This is a genomic window from Stutzerimonas stutzeri, from assembly GCF_051028275.1.
In the GTDB taxonomy this organism is placed as follows: Bacteria; Pseudomonadota; Gammaproteobacteria; order Pseudomonadales; family Pseudomonadaceae; genus Stutzerimonas; species Stutzerimonas stutzeri_AS.
In genome coordinates this window covers 3,986,451-4,005,346 of sequence record NZ_CP069269.1, presented here as the reverse complement: position 1 = coordinate 4,005,346, position 18,896 = coordinate 3,986,451, and the positions used below count along the sequence as shown (strand labels likewise).

The 18,896-nt window shown below is 55.5% G+C and carries 7 protein-coding genes and 5 pseudogenes; 11 read left to right on the top strand and 1 reads right to left on the bottom strand.

Going from position 1 to position 18,896, the window contains the following annotated elements:
* Positions 1–4 precede the first annotated feature (4 nt).
* The 8 genes and pseudogenes from JQR87_RS18600 (at position 5) to JQR87_RS18565 (ending at position 16,796) form a co-directional block, all read left to right on the top strand.
* Entirely contained in the window at positions 5–1,717 is a 1,713-nt protein-coding gene (locus tag JQR87_RS18600) for a ShlB/FhaC/HecB family hemolysin secretion/activation protein (RefSeq protein WP_407294385.1), read from the top strand.
* Between the two features lie 90 nt (positions 1,718–1,807).
* Positions 1,808–10,963 (top strand): hemagglutinin repeat-containing protein, encoded by a 9,156-nt coding sequence (locus JQR87_RS18595; protein ID WP_407294386.1) that lies wholly within the window; start codon positions 1,808–1,810, stop codon positions 10,961–10,963.
* A 487-nt stretch (positions 10,964–11,450) separates the two neighbouring features.
* Entirely contained in the window at positions 11,451–12,119 is a 669-nt protein-coding gene (locus JQR87_RS18590) for a transposase (protein WP_434157922.1), read from the top strand.
* A gap of 870 nt (positions 12,120–12,989) precedes the next feature.
* Positions 12,990–13,690: pseudogene (locus JQR87_RS18585) on the top strand (transposase).
* Between the two features lie 155 nt (positions 13,691–13,845).
* Positions 13,846–14,349 (top strand): transposase, encoded by a 504-nt coding sequence (locus tag JQR87_RS18580; RefSeq protein ID WP_407294389.1) that lies wholly within the window; start codon positions 13,846–13,848, stop codon positions 14,347–14,349.
* A 134-nt stretch (positions 14,350–14,483) separates the two neighbouring features.
* A pseudogene (locus JQR87_RS18575) lies at positions 14,484–14,912 on the top strand (transposase); the annotation flags it as partial.
* Between the two features lie 577 nt (positions 14,913–15,489).
* Positions 15,490–16,191 carry a transposase gene (locus JQR87_RS18570; RefSeq protein WP_407294391.1) on the top strand — a complete coding sequence of 234 codons (702 nt, stop codon included), beginning with the start codon at positions 15,490–15,492 and terminating at the stop codon, positions 16,189–16,191.
* 227 nt (positions 16,192–16,418) lie between these two features.
* The gene (locus tag JQR87_RS18565) at positions 16,419–16,796 is read left to right on the top strand and encodes a hypothetical protein (protein WP_407294392.1); all 378 of its coding nucleotides are present in this window, start codon (positions 16,419–16,421) and stop codon (positions 16,794–16,796) included.
* Positions 16,797–16,875: 79 nt separating this feature from the next.
* Here the strand turns inward: JQR87_RS18565 and JQR87_RS18560 are convergent.
* Positions 16,876–16,965: pseudogene (locus JQR87_RS18560) on the bottom strand (IS3 family transposase); the annotation flags it as partial.
* Positions 16,966–17,076: 111 nt separating this feature from the next.
* On the opposite strand from JQR87_RS18560, the pseudogene JQR87_RS18555 reads away from it, so the two are divergent.
* The 3 genes and pseudogenes from JQR87_RS18555 to JQR87_RS18545 all read left to right on the top strand — a co-directional run.
* Positions 17,077–17,776: pseudogene (locus tag JQR87_RS18555) on the top strand (transposase).
* A gap of 194 nt (positions 17,777–17,970) precedes the next feature.
* Positions 17,971–18,321: a hypothetical protein gene (locus tag JQR87_RS18550; protein ID WP_407294394.1), complete on the top strand. Its 351-nt coding sequence runs from the start codon at positions 17,971–17,973 to the stop codon at positions 18,319–18,321.
* Positions 18,322–18,390: 69 nt separating this feature from the next.
* Positions 18,391–18,882: pseudogene (locus JQR87_RS18545) on the top strand (transposase); the annotation flags it as partial.
* Between the last annotated feature and the right edge of the window lie 14 nt (positions 18,883–18,896).

Here is an 18,896-nt window from a genome sequence, read left to right as displayed (position 1 = left end):
AAGGATGGTTGCGATGCGCCCGCTGTTGTTCGCTACGTTCCTCTTCGTCATATCCACCGCCGGCTTCGTATCGGCCCAGACCCCGCCAGCCAACACCCCGCTGCCCGGCGAGCGCGACCTTATCCGAGATCGTCAGGAACGCCTGCTTGAAGAGCAGCGTCGACGACTCGAAGAGCTTCAGCAATTGCCTGGTCGCGATGCGACAGAGGTTGAGCCGGTGCCAGAGGACCAGCGGTGCTTCGATATCCGCATCATCAATCTCAAGGGCGCCACGCTCGTTTCTGAACCGCAGCAAGCGGCGCTGGTGCAGCCTTATCAAAACAAATGCTTGGGCGCCAATCAGCTCAATGCGCTGCTCAAGAGCATCACCCAGTTCTATATCGATCGAGGCTACGTCACCTCTCGCGCGTACCTGCCGCAGCAGGACATGGCCGATGGTGAATTGGAGGTTCTCGTCGTAGAAGGGCGCCTCGAAGGGCTGGAGCAATCGGCGGTAGCCAATGAGCGTGAATTGGCAATGGCTTTTCCAGGCCAAACAGGCGATGTGGTTGACCTGCGCGAGCTGGAACAGCTAGTCGATCAGTTGAATCGCTTGCCATCCCGTCCCGCCCAGTTGGAGCTCTTACCAGGCGAGCAGGTTGGCGGGAGCCGCGTCAGCATGAAAGGCGACCCGCTCAAGCCTTGGCGCGTCAGCTTGAATCGCCACAACGGCGGCGAGTCCAGCACGGGTGAGCAACAGTGGGGTGCCGGGTTGGATTGGGACAGCCCGCTGGGGCTCGCCGATCAGCTCAGAATCTATGGTGGCGGCGATGCAGTAAGCGACCAGTTTCGACATTCGGCCAATCAGGGTTTGTTCTACAGCGTGCCGTACGGTTGGTGGACGTTCAGCTACAGCTACAATCAGAGCTACTACCGCACCCAAGGTGAATCGTCGGGCTTTCTTTTCGAAATGGATGGCGAGAGCAAAAGTCACCAGGCCAATGCCGAGCGCGTGCTCTATCGCGATTCAGTCAGCAAGACTGCCGTCAGCTTCGGTCTGTCACATCTGCGCACCCGCAACTACATCGAGAACAGCCTGCTTGACGTCTCCAGTCAAAGGCTGTCAGAAACGCAGCTTGGCCTGAATCACGGACGTCGCATCGGCACCGCCTTCGTCAACGCCGACATCGGCTGGCAGCACGGCGTTGGCAACTTGGACGCCCAGCGCCGCGGCGATCCCCAGCATGGGGAGCCAGATGCTCGTTATCACAAATACAGCCTGACGCTCAGCGCGCTACAGCCGTTTGAACTGTGGGGCGAGTCCTTCAGTTTCGATTCGCTGATTAACGCCCAGAAGAGCGAAGACGTGCTTTATAGCCCCCAGCGCATCAGCATTGGCGGGCTGGCTTCTGTCCGCGGCTTTAAAGAGCAGTCGCTCTCCGGCGACACGGGCGGTTATTGGCGTAATCAGCTGCGCTGGCGTCGGCCCATCGGCTGGGAACCTTTGCGTCCGCTGCTTCAGGAGTACAGCCTGGCCTACGCCTATGACGTAGGTGTTATCCATGGCGGGCGTTACAACCCAGATCTTCATGGCCGGCTCTCCGGTCACGGTCTGGAGCTAAGCGCACGGGGCGCGCACGTGGCGACCTCGGTCACCTTTGCCCGCTCGTTGAAGCGTCCGGAAGCAATCACCGAGCGCGAGAGCCCGGCGTACTTCCGCGTGGACCTGTTTTTTTAAAAGATCTAGCCAGCCGTGTAGGGCCGGCCGGAATGAGCGGAGCTCGTTCCAAAACACCAATTTGAGTCAAGCAAAGCCGGAGTCTTAGACATGGACGTACGCAGCCCCTTCTTCCAGAACGTCGCCACCATCCTGGTCGGCGTCATGTTCCTCAACCCCATCGTCAGCGCTGCGGCAGAGCTGACGGCGGCGGCGGGCAGCGGCGCCACGGTCGGGCAGGCGGGCAACGGCGTGCCAATCGTCAATATCGCCACCCCTAACGGCAACGGGCTATCGCACAACAAATTCAAAGACTACAACGTTGGCCAGCAGGGCCTGATCCTCAACAACGCCACCGGGCGTACCCAGAACACCCAGCTGGGCGGCATCATCCTTGGCAACGCCAACCTAAACGGCAAAGCCGCCGGGCTAATCCTTAACGAAGTGACTGGCGGCAATGCCAGCCGGCTGCAGGGCTACACCGAAGTGGCTGGCAAGTCTGCCCATGTGGTGGTCGCCAACCCGCATGGCATCAGTTGCGACGGCTGCGGCTTCATCAACACCCCACGCGTAACCCTGAGTACCGGCACCCCGATCATCGAAAGCGGCCGGCTCGACCGTTTCGACGTCAACGGCGGCCATATCGGTATCGAGGGTCAGGGCCTCAACGCTAGCAACGTCGACCAGTTCGACCTCATCACCCGCAGTGCCAAGATCAACGCCGAGCTGCACGCCAACAAGCTGAACATCATCGCTGGTCGTAACGAAGTCGATGCCACTACGCTTGCCGCAACGGCCAAGGCGCCGGATGGCAGCGACCAGCCGCTGCTGGCCATCGACAGCTCCGCACTGGGTGGCATGTACGCTGGCGCGATTCGTCTGGTGGGTACCGAAGCGGGTGTAGGTGTGAAGCTGGCCGGGGATATGGCGGCCAGCGCGGGGGATATTCAAATTGATGCCAATGGGCAACTGACCATGGGGCGGAGCGCAGCGGGTAACGATCTAAACGTTGACGCGCAGGCCATCGAGCTCAAGGGCGATGTATATGCCGCTGGTACGGCCACCATCCAGTCCCAGAGTGACCTGGCAAATCGCAAAAGCCTGGCGGCAGGCAACAGCATTTCGCTCAACGGTGCCGACGTGGTTAACGAAGGCATCATCGAGGCGGGCTTAAACCGCGATGGCAGCCAAAATGCCAGTGCCGATCTCCTTGTTTCCGGTCGGTCGGTCATCAACAAAGGAACCCAGATTGCCGCACGAACGCTTGATATCCAGGCCTCCGAAAAACTAGACAACCGCTCAGGCACGCTATCTGGTGCCAACTCCCGTATCGAAGCCGGGCAGATCGATAACCAGCAGGGACGATTGCTGGCTGATCAAGGCATGAAGCTCACAGCAGCCCAGCTCAACAACCAGGCGGGCCTGGTCCAAAGCGGTACCAGCGCGCAGATAGCTGTCACCGGGACTGTCGATAACAGCGCAGGCGACTTACGCGCCGGTCAGCAGCTTGATATAAGCGCCGGCACGCTGAGCAACAAGCAGCAGGGCATCGTTGCTGCCCAAGGTGCGGCAAACGTGGATGTTGGTTCGCTGGACAATCGCACCGGTCTAATAAGTGCAAAACAGGGGCTCGCACTCACGGCTACCCAACTGGATAACCGTGACAATGGTTTGGTGGTATCGGAAGGGGCGCTACAGCTGAGCGCAGCCGAGCTTGACTCCAGCAATGGCGGAGAGGTCTCTGCAGCAGGTGATCTGCACGCCCAGTTCGGCCAACTGACCCAGGTAGGTGGTCGGATCATCGGTGGAGCAGCGGTTAGCCTGGACCTCCAAGGCGGCATGCTAGACAACCGAAAAGGGCTGATCAGCGGTAAAGAGTCGGTCGTTATTGCTGATGCGAAGTCGATTAGCAATCAAACGGGTGAGATTTCGTCTTCGGGCACAATCGAGCTAGCGGGCAGCCAGATCGATAACAGCCAGGGCGGACGCATCATAGCGGCTGGCACGCTTGGTATCAGTGCGGGTCACTTCGATAACAGCCAGGCAGGTCTGATGTCAGGCTGGCAGGGCGTTTCGCTGACTGGCGGCAGTCTAGACAACAGCGCCGCCGGCACACTTTCTAGCCGCGACGGTAAATTGAGCCTTTCATTAAGCGGAGCAATCGATAACCGCGGCGAGGGCGCTTTGGTCAGCAAGGGCGACCAGCAGATTACCGCCGGTAGCCTCGACAACAGCGATAAAGGCATCGTTTCCAGTGAAGGGGGGATTCAGCTTGATCTCGCTGGTGATTTGGATAACCAGGCGGCAGGACAGATCAGTGCAGTGGGGGATCTGGCCATCATTGCATCAACCGCGGGCAACCAGGGCGGCCAGATCAGCAGTGGCACTAGCCTCTTGCTCAAGGGCACTTCGCTCGATAACTCGGCGGGTCAAGTGAGCAGTGCGGGTGCGTTGACGCTCGGACTGACCGGAGCGCTGCTCAATAGTAACGAAGGACAAATCACCAGCGCTGGCCCGCTGGTTTTGACCGCCGACAAGATTGTCAACCAAAACGGCCGGCTCTTCAGCGAAGGCCTACTGAACCTGTTTGCTAATAGCTTCGACAACAGCAATGGCGGGACGCTAGGAGCCGGAGGCACGCTAACCGCAAAGATCAACGGAGCGCTGGATAACAGCCAGGATGGGTTGATATTCAGTCAGAACGACAAGCTCATTATCAGCGCCGGGAGTTTGATTAACAACAGCGGGACCCTACAGAGCGCGACCGATCTGCTCGTCACGACCACAGCCGACATGAGCAACCAGGCCGGCAAACTCATTGCTAATCAAGGCAACCTCGATATCCAGGCGGCCAGTCTCGATAATTCGGCGGGCGGGCTGCTCAACAGCATTGCAGGCTGGCTGAAAATCGCGACGGCAGGGCTATTCGATAACAGTTCGGGTACGACCCAGGGCCAAGCGCTTGATATCGAGAGCGGGCAACTCGCCAACATTGCCGGCCATGTTTCAGCGCTTGCAGGCGACACGGCGATCACTACTGGATCGCTGAATAACCGCAACGGCGGGCTCTATGCACATGATTCACTCATCGTCGACGCCAACGGGCTCAACAACGACGGAGGCAAGATTGGTGCGAGCCTGATTGATTTCAGCCTGGCAGGTGCTTTAACCAACACGTCCGGCCTCGTTGAAAGTAAAAGCCAACTGACACTGTTTGCGGCAAGTATCGACAACAGCAACGGAAAACTTCGTGGCCTTGGGCAAAGTGGCACGACGGTCCTGACAACGACTAGCGGTGAGTTCGATAACCGTAATGGCCTGTTGGAAACAGCCAATACCGACCTCAGCCTCGATGTTGCTGGCTTACTCAACGACGGCGGTACGGTGCAGCATGTAGGCACTGGTACCCTGGGTATCGCCAGTGCACGCGCCACCCAAGCTGGCGGCAGCTTGATCACCAACGGTTTACTGGATATCAGCGCAGCGAGCTGGACGCACAGCGGTCTGGTGCAGGCCAACCGGTTGCACCTGAATGTCGGCACCTTCACGCAAACTTCTTCTGGCCGCCTTCTGGCTACGAGCGCCCTGAGCGCATCGGGCGGCGACTGGATCAACCATGGCCTGATTGCCAGCGATGGCACCCTTGATCTGGACCTCGCCGGAGGTTACAGCGGCAACGGCCAGCTGAGCAGCCTCGGCGACATGAGCCTGCAAGCCGCGAATGTCACGCTGGATAGCAACAGCCATATTACGGGGGGAGGGGCAACCGACATCACTGTTACCGGCCTTGTCAGTAATCATGGCAGGCTGACTTCGGCGGGGGATTTCAGCCTGCGCAGCGCTACGCTGAACAACTACGGGACATTGGGCGGTGCGCAAGGGTTAACCATTCGCGCCGCCACTTTGCGCAACGAGAGCGGCCTCATCTTCAGTGGCGAGGACATGACGCTGCGTGGCAGTGACCTGCTAAACCTGCGCGGCGATATTTACAGCTTAGGTGGACTGGCCTTCGCGGCGACGGATAACGGAGCGTTGGCTCAGGGTTTCAGAAACTTGTCCGGTACCGTGGAAAGCGGTGGCGAAATGAACATCGCGGCTCGTAGTTTGGTAAACGCCCGAGAGACCCTGGACATTACTACCTACAAACAGGCGGCGCGTCTCGTTCATGTAGGCTGTACCGACTGCAGCGGCACTAACGAGGATGCACTGTTCCGCCTTGACGAACTGGAGCGTACAGAGGCTAGCAATATTAGCCCACAGGCGCAGATGCTTGCCGGTAAGAGCATGCGGCTGGTGAGCAATGAACTTGAAAACCGCTACAGCCTGATCGCAAGCGGTGGCGACCTTACCGTCGATACCTCTCGCTTTACAAATTTGGGCGCTCAGACCGGCGAAGTGACCGCTTCTCGGGTACTGAAATCCTACCGGGTTAAGGCTCGTCGGGTGAGGAACCAAATTGCGGACGCAGAAGCATTTACCGCACGTAATTGGAATACGAGCCCAAGCTATCGTCCAGGCGATATCAATGCCGACCTCAATACTTTCATCAACACTCACATCGAGCGCGTCCACAGCACGAGCGAGCCTGTAGTACAGAATGTCCAGTATTTCCACGGTATTGTGCAGGCTACTGGCAAGGTCACGATCAATGCTAGTGAGCAGCTGAACAACAGTCTTGTCCGACCTTCCTATAGCTACGTGAACGGGGGCGAGCGTGTCGCTGATACAAAGGCGCCGGGCACGAACATTGCCACCACCGTAACGCTCAATTCGCAGTTGCCACCCGACCTGCAACAAAAGCAGGTCAACCCGTTGACCCTGCCGGGCTTCACCTTGCCGCAAGGCGAGCATGGCCTGTTCCGCCTGAGCGACCAAAGTAGTCAGAACGCATCCGCAAGTGCGTCGGCCGGCACCGTGTCGCCTCAGCAAATCGGCGGTGTTCAGGGCTTGCCGTCAGCCGGCCGCCCTGCTGGTGCCCACAAGTACCTGATCGAGACCAATCCGGCACTCACCGACCTCAAGCAATTCATGAGCTCGGATTACCTGCTCGGTAACCTTGGCTATGACACCGATGCCACCCAGAAGCGACTCGGGGATGGCCTGTACGAGCAACGTTTGATTCGCGAAGCCATTGTCGCGCGTACCGGTCAGCGCTACCTCGCAGGCCTGACCAGCGACGAAGCGATGTTCCGCCACCTGATGGACAATGCCATCGCGAGCAAAGACGCGCTTGGTCTCAGCTTGGGCATCTCGCTCACAGCCGAGCAGGTCGCAGCCCTGACTCACGACATCGTCTGGATGGAAGAGCACGAAGTCATGGGAGAGACGGTCTTGGTGCCGGTGCTCTATCTGGCTCAGGCCGAGGGCCGGTTGGCCCCGACGGGCGCATTGATCCAGGGCCGTGATGTCGCCTTGATCAGCGGCGGTGCCCTCAACAACCAGGGCACTCTGCGCGCCAGCCAGAACCTCAAGGTGACGGCTGGCAACATCTCCAACGGAGGCCTGATGCAGGCTAGTGAGCGCCTGCAGCTACTGGCCACCGACAGCATCCGCAACACCGCCGGCGGCATCATCGCCGGGCGAGACGTGTCAGCCGTTGCCCTTACCGGCGACATCATCAACGAACGTAGCGTTACGACCCATCAGGCCGCTGACGGCGCGCGCTATCAGAACCGCGAAGACTTCGTTGACAGCGCCGCGCGTATCGAAGCAAGCCACGACCTGACGCTCTCAGCTGGCCGCGATTTGCTTAACCGTGGAGGTGTACTACAGGCGGGCGGAGATGCCAGGCTGGTCGCCGAGCGTGATGTAGAGATAGGCGCTGCTTTCGAGACCGACTTCTCCCTGCAGCGGAAAGGCAAGGGCGCCAGTCGTGTCGAGCAGACCGCCGTACATGGTAGTGAAGTCGCTGTTCAGGGCGATTTGACCATCGCAGCAGGCCGCGATGCGACCATTGCAGCGAGCCAGGTCGATGTAGGCTCAAACCTCACCCTTGTAGCTGAGCGTGATGTGGTGGTGCGCTCCGAAGCAAGCGAAAGCGCGTATCTCTACCAAAGCAGCCGGCGCAAGAGTGAAGGCTCCGACACCGTTCAGATAGGCTCTGTCATCACTATTGGCGGTGATGCGTTGCTTGCTGCAAGAAACGATTTGCGCGTAAGCGCTTCAACCGTATCCTCCGAAGACGGCGCTTTGACCTTGCAGGCTGGCAACGACTTAACCATCGATGCAACCGACAACGAGCACTTCGAGTCGCGCTACCGTAAAAAGACCAAAAGCGGAGCCCTTTCCAGTTCGACCAAAGTCACCTATGACGCAAGCGGCTACACCGAGGCGCAAGGCAGCCTCATCAGCGGCAATACCACCGTCTTGCAAGCCGGCAACGACCTCACCGTCCGCGGCAGTGACATCGTCTCGACCGAACAGACCACGCTGCGTGCGGGCAATGACATCCGAATCGTCAGCGCGACGGAAACCAGCACCAGCGAGCATCTGGAGCAAAGGAAAAAGTCGGGCCTGATGAGCAGTGGCGGTATCGGCGTAACGCTCGGTTCTACCGCCACCAAGAGCAACTCGACCAATGCCACCGAAACGTCCAGGGCAAGCACGGTTGGAAGCGTGCTGGGCAACGTCGATATCCGAGCGAGCAAGGATCTCGGCGTGGTCGGATCAGACATTGTCGCGGGTCGCGATATCCGCCTTGTTGGCCAGAACGTCACTATCGAAGCGGCAGAGAACCAGAGCCGTAGCGAGCAGCGTTTCGAAAGTAAACAGAGCGGCCTCACCTTGGCGCTGTCCGGCCCCGTCGGGAGCGCCGTTAACACGGCGTACCAGACGGCGCAGTCTGCACGCAAGGAAGATGATGGGCGCTTGGCCGCACTGCAAGGCGTCAAAGCGGGACTAAGCGGATACCAGGCCATGCAAGCTGTTGAGGCCGGTGGTGGCGCTGACGCAGCCAACGCTGGTCAATTCGTCGGCGTCAGCCTGTCTCTCGGTTCGCAAAAGTCCAGTTCTCAACAGGTGCATGAGCAGAGTGTTAGCCAGGGCAGCAACGTCACGGCTGGCCGTAATCTCAACATCGTTGCCACCGGAGGTGAAGGCGGTGGCGGAGACATCATCGTCAAGGGCAGCGCGTTACAGGCCGCCGGAGATATGGGGCTTGCGGCAGCACGCGACGTTCAGCTGCTTGCTGCCCAAAACACCCAGCAGCTCAAAGGCTCTAACAAGAGCAGTGGCGGTGCCGTGGGTGTCAGTCTTGGTTATAGCACTGAGGGATCAGCCGGCTTAAGTATCTTTGCCAACGCCAACAAAGGCTCCGGACAGGAGAAAGGCAATGGCACTACCTGGACCGAGACGACCCTCGACGCCGGAGGCAAGGTCAGCCTCGTCAGTGGTCAGGACACCGTGTTGCGCGGTGCGCAGGTCAGCGGCGACCAGATCGTTGCGGACGTGGGTCGTGATCTTCGATTGCAAAGCCTGCAGGACTCGGACCGCTACAACTCAAAGCAGACCGACGTCAGCGGCGGGGTGAGCTTTACCTACGGCACCATGAGCGGCAGCGGATCGATCAGTGTCAGCCAGAGCAAGCTCAAATCCGACTTCAACAGTGTGCAGGAGCAAACCGGCCTGTTCGCAGGCAAAGGCGGTTATCAGCTCGACGTCCAGGGGCACACCCAGCTTGATGGCAGCGTCATTGCCAGCACGGCAGATCCTGAGGCCAACCGGCTTGAAACCGGCACACTGGGTTGGACTGATATCCGCAACAAGGCCGAATTCAGCGCCCAGCAGCAAAGCGCTGGCTTCAGCAGCGGTGGCTCCATCGGCGACCAGTTCAAAGGCAACATGGCCAACGCCTTGCTTGTAGGCGCCAACCGCAGCGAAAGCGAAAGCAGCACGACCCACTCGGCCATTTCCCAGGGTGCCCTGGTCATCCGTAACGAGGCCGAGCAGCAGCAGGACGTGGCGACGCTCAGCCGCGACGTCGAGCACGCTAACAACGCACTGAGCCCCATCTTCGACAAGGAGAAGGAGCAGCGCCGTCTACGTGAGGTTCAGCTGATCGCCGAGATCGGCAACCAGACGATGGACATCATCCGCACGCACGGGCAGATCGAGGCGTCCAAGGCCGCGCGTGAAGAGTTTGCAAAGGCAGGCAACTTTAGCCCGAGCGCCGAAGAGATCGCTGGCAGCGACGCCTATAAGAAGAAGATGGCCGAATACGGCACCGGCAGCGACCTGCAGCGCGCCGCACAAGCCGTTACCGCAGCGCTGCAAGGCCTTGCCGGAGGCAACGTTGCCGGTGCCGTTGGTGGCGCAGCCGCACCATACCTGGCTCAAACCATCAAGCAAGTGGCTGGAGACAACGAAGCGGCACGGCTGATGGCCCATGCCGTGCTGGGCGCCGTGGTCGCGCAGTCTCAGGGCAACTCAGCTGCGGCTGGTGGGCTGGGTGCGCTGACCGCCGAGGTGGCCACGGATCTGATCGCCAAACAGTTGTACGAAGTTACTGACGTATCCAAGCTGACAGAAGAGCAGAAGCAGACAGTCTCTGCACTGGCAACGTTGGCCGGTGGGCTGGCGGGCGCGGTGGGCGGCTCGGGTGCTGCGGATGCGGTGGCGGGGGCGCAGGGCGGGAAGAACGCGGTTGAGAATAATGAATTTGGTTTGCCTATAGGAATGGTGCATTTTGGTCAAGCCGCAACTACATTGGCGGAGGATTTACAGGCAAAAGGTGCGACACCAGAGACAATTAGTTTAACGCTGCAGGGGCTGGCAAGAGGCGATGGGTATGATGGGCCTAATCCTGTCATGGACCTTCTTAAAACTGGAGGAGTTCTAGTACCTGTAGGGGCTGGGCTCGTGTTAAGTGCTCCGGTAACAATAGGTACTGTTGCAGTTGGCGCAGTAGTTTCTGGAGGTGTGGAATATTACTACCAGTATGACGTTAAAACGGGAGATGTGGATTTGATTAGTGTGGGTAAAGCCACTGTGATTGGTGGTTTAACTCAAGGGAAGAGCCTGCCGGTTACTGTGATGACAAACGTAGGTGGAGAGTATATATACAGAAGAATAAAAGATGATGATGTGGGGGCTTCGTTGGTTGGGAGTGCGATAGGCACGGCGGCGGGGTCGAAATTGGCTGACACAGCAGAAAACATTGGCGGAAATTCTCTTAGAACTACCAAGTCGGTTTTGGCCACTATATTAGGCTCTGTTGTTTCGAAGGAAGTGGAGTCCAAAGTGGAGCCGATTGTTGGCGGTCGCCAATGAAAAGAATAAAAGGATATAAAGGCCTTATATTCATAGCGATTTTGTATGTCTTAGGCGTTTTCGCAACGGTATATTTTGCTCGCTTTGCTACTGTTTGTTATTACCTTGGGATTAACCAATTTGATTTTTTTAAGGAGGCAGTCAGGGCTGGCGAAATAGGCATAAAGATAGGTGGATTGGTTGCGCTTATCAACTGTGCAGAAATCGTCTTTGAGAGATGGAGAGGAAAGAGGTAGACGGGCAATCGGATTGAAAGGAAAAGCAGAGAAAAGGGGGCAGATTTATCTTTCTAGGCTGGCGAGTTCATGAATAAATAAATCTGAACTGACCCCGGTTTCGCGGACACTGACCTAAGAGACAGCATGAAGGCGTTCATACTCAAACTGAAACAATAGGGGGCAGACCACGTTTTTGTTAGATGTTGATGTGGTTGAATAGCAGCTAACCTGAAGGAAAAGGATTTCCTATGCCACGTCGAGCAAGGCTTTTGCTGCCTGGTGTGCCGTTGCATTTGATACAGCGCGGTAATAATCGCAGCGCTTGTTTCTACGCTGAAGAAGATTATTTATTTTATCTGGACAACCTGAAGCTTCAGGCAGAGCAACATGGCTGCGCTGTTCATGCTTGGTGCTTGATGACCAATCATGTTCACTTGCTAGTCACCCCATCAAAACCTGAAAGCGCCAGCCTAATGATGAAGGGCTTGGGCCAGCGGTGCGTACAATACATCAATCGAACCTATGACCGTAGCGGTACGCTGTGGGAAGGGCGTTTTAGGTCTTGCTTGCTGCAAGAAGAGGATTACGTGCTTGCATGCTATCGCTACATCCAGATGAACCCTGTACGCGCCGGCATGGTCGAGCATCCCGCTGAGTATCGTTGGTCCAGCTACGGCGCTAACGCGCATGGGTTACCTTCAGCAATCATCGAGGCGAATCCGCTCTATACCCAACTTGGTGAAACGGCCGATCTACGAGCTAGTGCCTACCGTGAGCTCTTCAGGTATCAGCTTGATCCTGGCTTGGCTGATCAGATTCGGTCAGCAACCAATGGCAACTATGCCTTGGGCAACGCCCGGTTTGCATCGGAGGTCGAACAGGCTCTAGGGCGTCGAGCGGTGCGTGGGAAGGCGGGGCATCCGAAGCGTTCGATGTAGCTAGTTATCGACGCGAAATCGTGGTCTGTCCCCTATTCCCCGGCGCTAACGCGCATGGGTTACCTTCAGCAATCATCGAGGCGAATCCGCTCTATACCCAACTTGGTGAAACGGCCGATCTACGAGCTAGTGCCTACCGTGAGCTCTTCAGGTATCAGCTTGATCCTGGCTTGGTTGATCAGATTCGGTCAGCAACCAATGGCAACTATGCCTTGGGCAACGCCCGGTTTGCATCGGAGGTCGAATAGGCTCTAGGGCGTCGAGCGGTGCGTGGGAAGGCGGGGCGTCCGAAGCGTTCGATGTAGCTAGTTATCGACGCGAAATCGTGGTCTGTCCCCTATTCGTGGGATTCCAAAAGTATGCAATGACTAGGGGCGTGCCAGACGAAACAGCTGGAAGGATAACTAATAGCCTGTCCGCGATGAAGGTTTGCGACAATATCATCACGAATGGGAGGCAAACCTTTGCAGATGACTAACTTGCTTTATAAATATCGTTTTTGGATCCTTCTTCTTCTTGGGTGTGGTATCGCTATTAGCGCTGTTAGACACTGGGGCGACTGGAGGGTATTCGTGCCTGTCCTAGCAGGCCAAGTTTGGTTTGGCCGTGGTGTGTATTACTATGCCAGTGGAAAAGATATTATTTATGGGGGTGGAGGGTACGTAGCTGCAAACTCTGCACCATTGGTGAGAGCGATAATGGGTATCGTGGGGCTCGCAGTTTACTTAGCACTGTTTTTCTATTAATTTTTAATAGAAGATAAGAAAAGGGGACAGATTTATTTTCCGGCCCCGTTCGTGAGATGCGCTACAACCTGTTTCTCGCGTCTCCTCTAACCTGACGTCTTTCCACGGAATGGAGAGTGCCGCTATGCCCAGGATGGGCCGCCTCGTTTTGCCGAATTACCCGCACCATGTCGTGCAGCGTGGGCACAACCGTCAGGTTGTGTTTGCCGCTGACGAAGATTACCAGCGATACCTGGCTGATCTGCGTGAGCTGAAGGATGTCTTTGGCGTCAAGGTCTACGCCTATTGCTTGATGACGAATCATGTTCACCTGCTGCTGGCTCCCGGCGAGGCCATAGCAGGGCTTGGTCAGTTGATGAAAGCCCTCGCCGCAAATGCCACCCGGTATCGAAATCGATTGGAAGGTCGGTCTGGAACGCTTTGGGGAAGTCGCTATAAATCGAGCGTCGTTCAAACCGATAGCTATCTACTCGCATGTTCTCGCTATATCGAGCTGAACCCCGTCCGCGCACGGATGGCGGCTAACCCAAGCGAATACCGCTGGTCTAGCTTTAATAGCCGCGTAACCTTCGGGCAGTCGACCGGATGGCTAGATACCGATCCTTGCTATTTGGCTTTAGGGTGGACCCAACAACAGCGGAGCGAGCGATATGGAGCATTTGTTCGAGGCGCCTATCGCAAGCGGAGCTATCGCTGATCCGTGAGGGCCTGCAGCGCGGCCAGCTGACGGGCAGTAGCCGCTTCGTAGACGAAGTGGAGCGGATTGCCGGGCTTCGCATCGAACGAAGAGGACAAGGCAGGCCGAGAGCCTGCACGGAAAAATAGGTCTGTGTCCCTTTCCCCCAAAACAAAAACGCCCGATCAAAGACCGGGCGTTTTTCACTACTCAAGGCTAACCGTAACAATAGGGGACAGACGACGTTTTTGTTAGACGTTGATATGGTTGAATAGCATTTTACTGGAAGGGAAAAGGATTTCCTATGCCACGTCGAGCAAGGCTTTTGCTGCCTGGTGTGCCGTTGCATTTGATACAGCGCGGTAATAATCGCAGCGCTTGTTTCTACGCTGAAGAAGATTATTTATTTTATCTGGACAACCTGAAGCTTCAGGCAGAGCAACATGGCTGCGCTGTTCATGCTTGGTGCTTGATGACCAATCATGTTCACTTGCTAGTCACCCCATCAAAACCTGAAAGCGCCAGCCTAATGATGAAGGGCTTGGGCCAGCGGTGCGTACAATACATCAATCGAACCTATGACCGTAGCGGTACGCTGTGGGAAGGGCGTTTTAGGTCTTGCTTGCTGCAAGAAGAGGATTACGCGCTTGCATGCTATCGCTACATCCAGATGAACCCTGTACGCGCCGGCATGGTCGAGCATCCCGCTGAGTATCGTTGGTCCAGCTACGGCGCTAACGCGCATGGGTTACCTTCAGCAATCATCGAGGCGAATCAAAGGAAAAAGGGGACAGATTTATTTTTCTAGGCTGTCCCGTCCTGAATAGGGTTTACACCTTCTGATCTGTTTTTCAGTACTAAAAGGGGACAGTACATAAAAGGGGACAGATTTATTTTTCATCTGATCGGCTAAGCTGAAGGTCTCTACGGAAGGAGGTCGTTATGCCCAGGATGGGCCGTCTTGTTTTACCGAACTACCCGCACCGTGTCGTCCAGCGAGGCCATAACCGCCAGGTTGTGTTTGCCGCTGACGAAGATTACCAGCGATACCTGGCTGATCTGCGTGAGCTGAAGGAGGCCTTTGGCGTCAAGGTATACGCCTACTGCTTGATGACGAACCATGTTCACCTGCTGCTGGCTCCGGGTGAGGCCATAGCAGGGCTTGGTCAGTTGATGAAAGCGCTCGCCGCACGAGCCACACGGTATCGGAACTGATTGGAAGGCCGGTCTGGGACGCTTTGGGAAAGCCGCTATAAATCGAGCGTCGTGCAGACTGATACCTATCTTCTTGCGTGTTCTCGCTATATCGAACTGAACCCCGTTCGCGCACGGATGGTGGCTGATCCAAGCGAATACCGCTGGTCCAGCTTCAACAAATGGAAAAGGAGACAGATTTATTTTTAGGCTGGTGAGGGGCCATTAAAAAATCTGTCCCCTTTTTAATGATATTGCAACGATATTTCGGGATGCCCAATACTAGTGCTAACATGTAGAGCAGCCCTCTTTCCCTAGCAGTTACCTACTCGTTACGCCTAAGCACAGTCCGATTCCGGGGCTAGTAGGTAGTGCTGTTGGTTCATCGGCTTCTGAGTCGCTACAGGTAATAGATAAGATAAAGAAGGACTTATATGGTGCTTTTCTTAAAAAAACGTTGCTGCTACTGCCACTTGTTTTATTTTTTTCAGCAGGGGTCAGTGTTGTTTTCATAGCAACTGAAGCTCTTATTTCATTTCGTTTATTAAGCCTGGCTGAGGTTCGGGCGGTAGCTTTAGTCGGAAGTTCAGTTGGCTCAGTAGTTGGTGCTGCGGTTTGGTTTATTCTGTTAAGAGGGTGGAGGTAGAGAAATAGGGGACAGATTTGTTTTCCAGCCCTGTTCGTGAGATGGGCTGCAGACCGATTCCCGCGCTTCCGCTAACCTGACGTCTTTCCACGGAATGAGAGCGCCGCTATGCCCAGGATGGGCCGCCTTGTTTTGCCGAACTACCCGCACCATGTCGTCCAGCGAGGTCACAACCGTCAAGTCGTATTCGCCGCTGACGAAGATTACCAGCGCTACCTGGCTGATCTGCGTGAGCTGAAGGATGCCTTTGGCGTCAAAGTCTACGCCTACTGCTTGATGACGAATCATGTTCACCTGCTGCTGGCCCCGGGTGAGGCCGTAGCAGGGCTGGGTCAGTTGATGAAAGCGCTCGCCGCACGGGCCACACGGTATCGGAATCGGTTAGAAGGCCGGTCTGGGATGCTTTGGGAAAGCCGCTATAAATCGAGCGTCGTTCAAACCGATACCTACCTATTGGCTTGTTCTAGATATATCGAGCTGAACCCCGTCCGCGCACGGATGGTGGTTGACCCAAGCGAATACCGTTGGTCTAGCTTTAACAGCCGCGTATCCCTCGGACAGTCGACTGAATGGCTAGATACCGATCCTTGCTATTTGGCTTTAGGGTGCACCCAACAACAGCGGAGCGAGCGATATGGAGCATTTGTTCGAGGCGCCGTATCGCAAGCGGAGCTATTGCTGATCCGTGAGGGCCTGCAGCGCGGCCAGCTAACAGGAAGTAGCCGCTTTGTCGACGAAGTGGAACGGATTGCCGGTCTTCGAATCGAGCGAAGAGGGCAAGGCAGGCCGCGAACTAGCGCGGAAAGATAAATCTGTCCCGTTTGTAAATAAGTTAAGGTAGGGATTATCTGGAAGGCTCGCTATTGTTGCAAGGGATCGCGGCGAGGAGTGTCTAAGGAAAGAAACTACGTCCCCGGAAGTGCTGGCCAAATGGGTATACGATATTTTCAACAAGAAATGAATAAATAAATCTGTCCCCTTTTTTCAATAAGCGGTGGCGTTCCTATAATGATTGATAGTGTGCGAAAGGAGCAAAAATGAGAGGGAAAAATTCGTTGCCTAGATATATGCGTCCAGGAGGCTTCTATGATTTGTCTAGTGTTAAAGGTAATATTAGATATATTTTATTGTGTTTGCTTGGTGCTTGTATAATTTGGTATTCAAACCATATTTTTGATGGGTTGGATATGCTTTTTGAATTTAGCTCTACACCTGATTCCGAGAGCACAATTCGTGTTAGAAGGTTTTGGGCAGGTGTCTTGGGGGCGGTTGGAACTTTAACAGGGCTTGCCAAAATACTGTGGCTATATCGGTATCGTAAGCACGCAATAAAAAGTGCTGAGGGGCAGTGGTATGATAATCCTTCTTTGAGTAAGAAAGATTTAACTACAGAAGAAAGGGGTGACGTAAGCTAGCCTCGGTTAAACGAAAAAGGGGACAGGGGAAAAAGTAGATAGATTGGACTACCCCCGCTCCGGTAGACATTTCCCGACCTCATAACGAGGCGCTTTCAAACGCCTCAGGACTGACGCCACCCAGGTGACTGTGGCGTCGGGTTCGGTTGTAAAAGACCTCGATGTAATCTGGGAAAAAGGGGACAGATTTATTTTCCGGCCCCGTTCGTGAGATGCGCTACAGCCTGTTTCTCGCGTTTCCGCTAACCTGACTTCTTTCCAAGGAATGGAGAGTGTCGCTATGCCCAGGATGGGCCGCCTTGTTTTGCGGAACTACCCGCACCATTTCGTTCAGCGAGGTCACAACCGTCAAGTCGTATTCGCCGCTGACGAAGATTACCAGCGCTACTTGGCTGAGTTGCGTGAGCTGAAGGATGCCTTTGGCGTCAAAGTCTACGCCTACTGCTTGATGACGAATCATGTTCACCTGCTGCTCGCGCCGGGTGAGGCTGTAGCAGGGCTTAGTCAGTTGATGAAAGCTCTCGCCGCACGAGCCACACGGTATCGAAATCGGTTGTAAGGCCGGTCTGGGACGCTTTGGGAAAGTCGCTACAAATCGAGCGTCGTTCAAACCGATACCTACCTATTGGCTTGTTCTCGATATATCGAGCTGAACCCGTCCGCGCATGGATGGCGGCTGACCCAAGCGAATACCGCTGGTCTAGCTTTAACAGCCGCGTATCCCTCGGGCAGTCGACTGAATGGCTAGATACCGATCCTTGCTATTTGGCTTAGGGTGCACCTAACAACAGCGGAGCGAGCGATATGGAGCATTTGTTCGAGGCGCCGTATCGCAAGCGGAGCTAGTGCTGATCCGTGAGGGCCTGCAGCGTGGCCAGCTGACAGGAAGTAGCCGCTTTGTGGACGAAGTGGAGCGGATTGCCGGTCTTCGAATCGAGCGAAGAGGGCAAGGCAGGCCGCGGCGTAACGCAGAAAAATAATCTGTCCCCTTTTACGTTCCTTAGCGGGTTACATGAAGGAAGACCTCAAAAGGAGCTGCGTCTGCTGCCGCATTAAGTACTGGCTTCAAAGAGTTTGCTATGAAGTTAGGCGTTCCTGCTGCTGCCGCGGATAAAGCAGCTACTGCACTTGGCTTGGCAGATGTATGTAACAATTTGGTTGATGAGATGAAGCGATGAAAAAAAGCAGTGTAGAGCGTAAACTTTATTCTTTTAGGTACAAGATACTATCAATAATGCTGATTTCGGTAGTGTTGAATATGATTACTTTGATCGATGATGTAGAAATTTTGATTGCGTTCTTGCTAGTGCAGGCTTTGTTTATTCAGGCGTACTTTTCTTATGTTAGTGGTCGTCATATTTCCATAGGGTTCGGGATTTTGGGAGAGACAAGTATGGAGTACGGACGAGACGTGATGGGTGGATTTGTGCTGGCAGGCTTTATTTTGATGTTTTTTTTAGAGGGTACTAGTGTAATGGATCTACTGATCCCGGACGCCGATTTAGGCGAAGATCCTCGCCATTAAGAGTGTTCGATGTGAAAGAAAAGGGGACAGATTTATTTTCTAGGCTGGTGAAGGCCTGAATAAATAAATCTGTCTCCTTTTTCATTCGTAGCAGGGCTTGGTCAGTTGATGAAAGCCCTCGCCGCACGAGCCACCCGGTATCGAAATCGGTTGGAAGGCCGGTCTGGAATGCTTTGGGAAAGTCGCTACAAATCGAACGTCGTACAGACTGATACCTACCTACTTGCCTGTTCTTGCTGTATCGAACTGAACCCCGTCCGAGCACGGATGGTGGTTGACCCAAACGAATACCGTTGGTCTAGCTTCAACAGTCGCATAACTGTTGGGGGGCCGGCTGCATGGCTGGACGACGATCTCTGTTACTTGGCTTTAGGGAGCACCCAGCAACAGCGGAGCGAGCGATATGAAACATCTGTTCGCGGCGCCGTATCGCAAGCGGAGCTATCGCTGATCCGTGAGGGCCTGCAGCGCGGCCAGCTTACAGGGAATAGCCGCTTCGTAGACGAGGTAGAGCGGACTGCCGGGCTCGAATCGAGAAGAAAAAGGGGACAAAAACAATAGGGGACAGACCACGT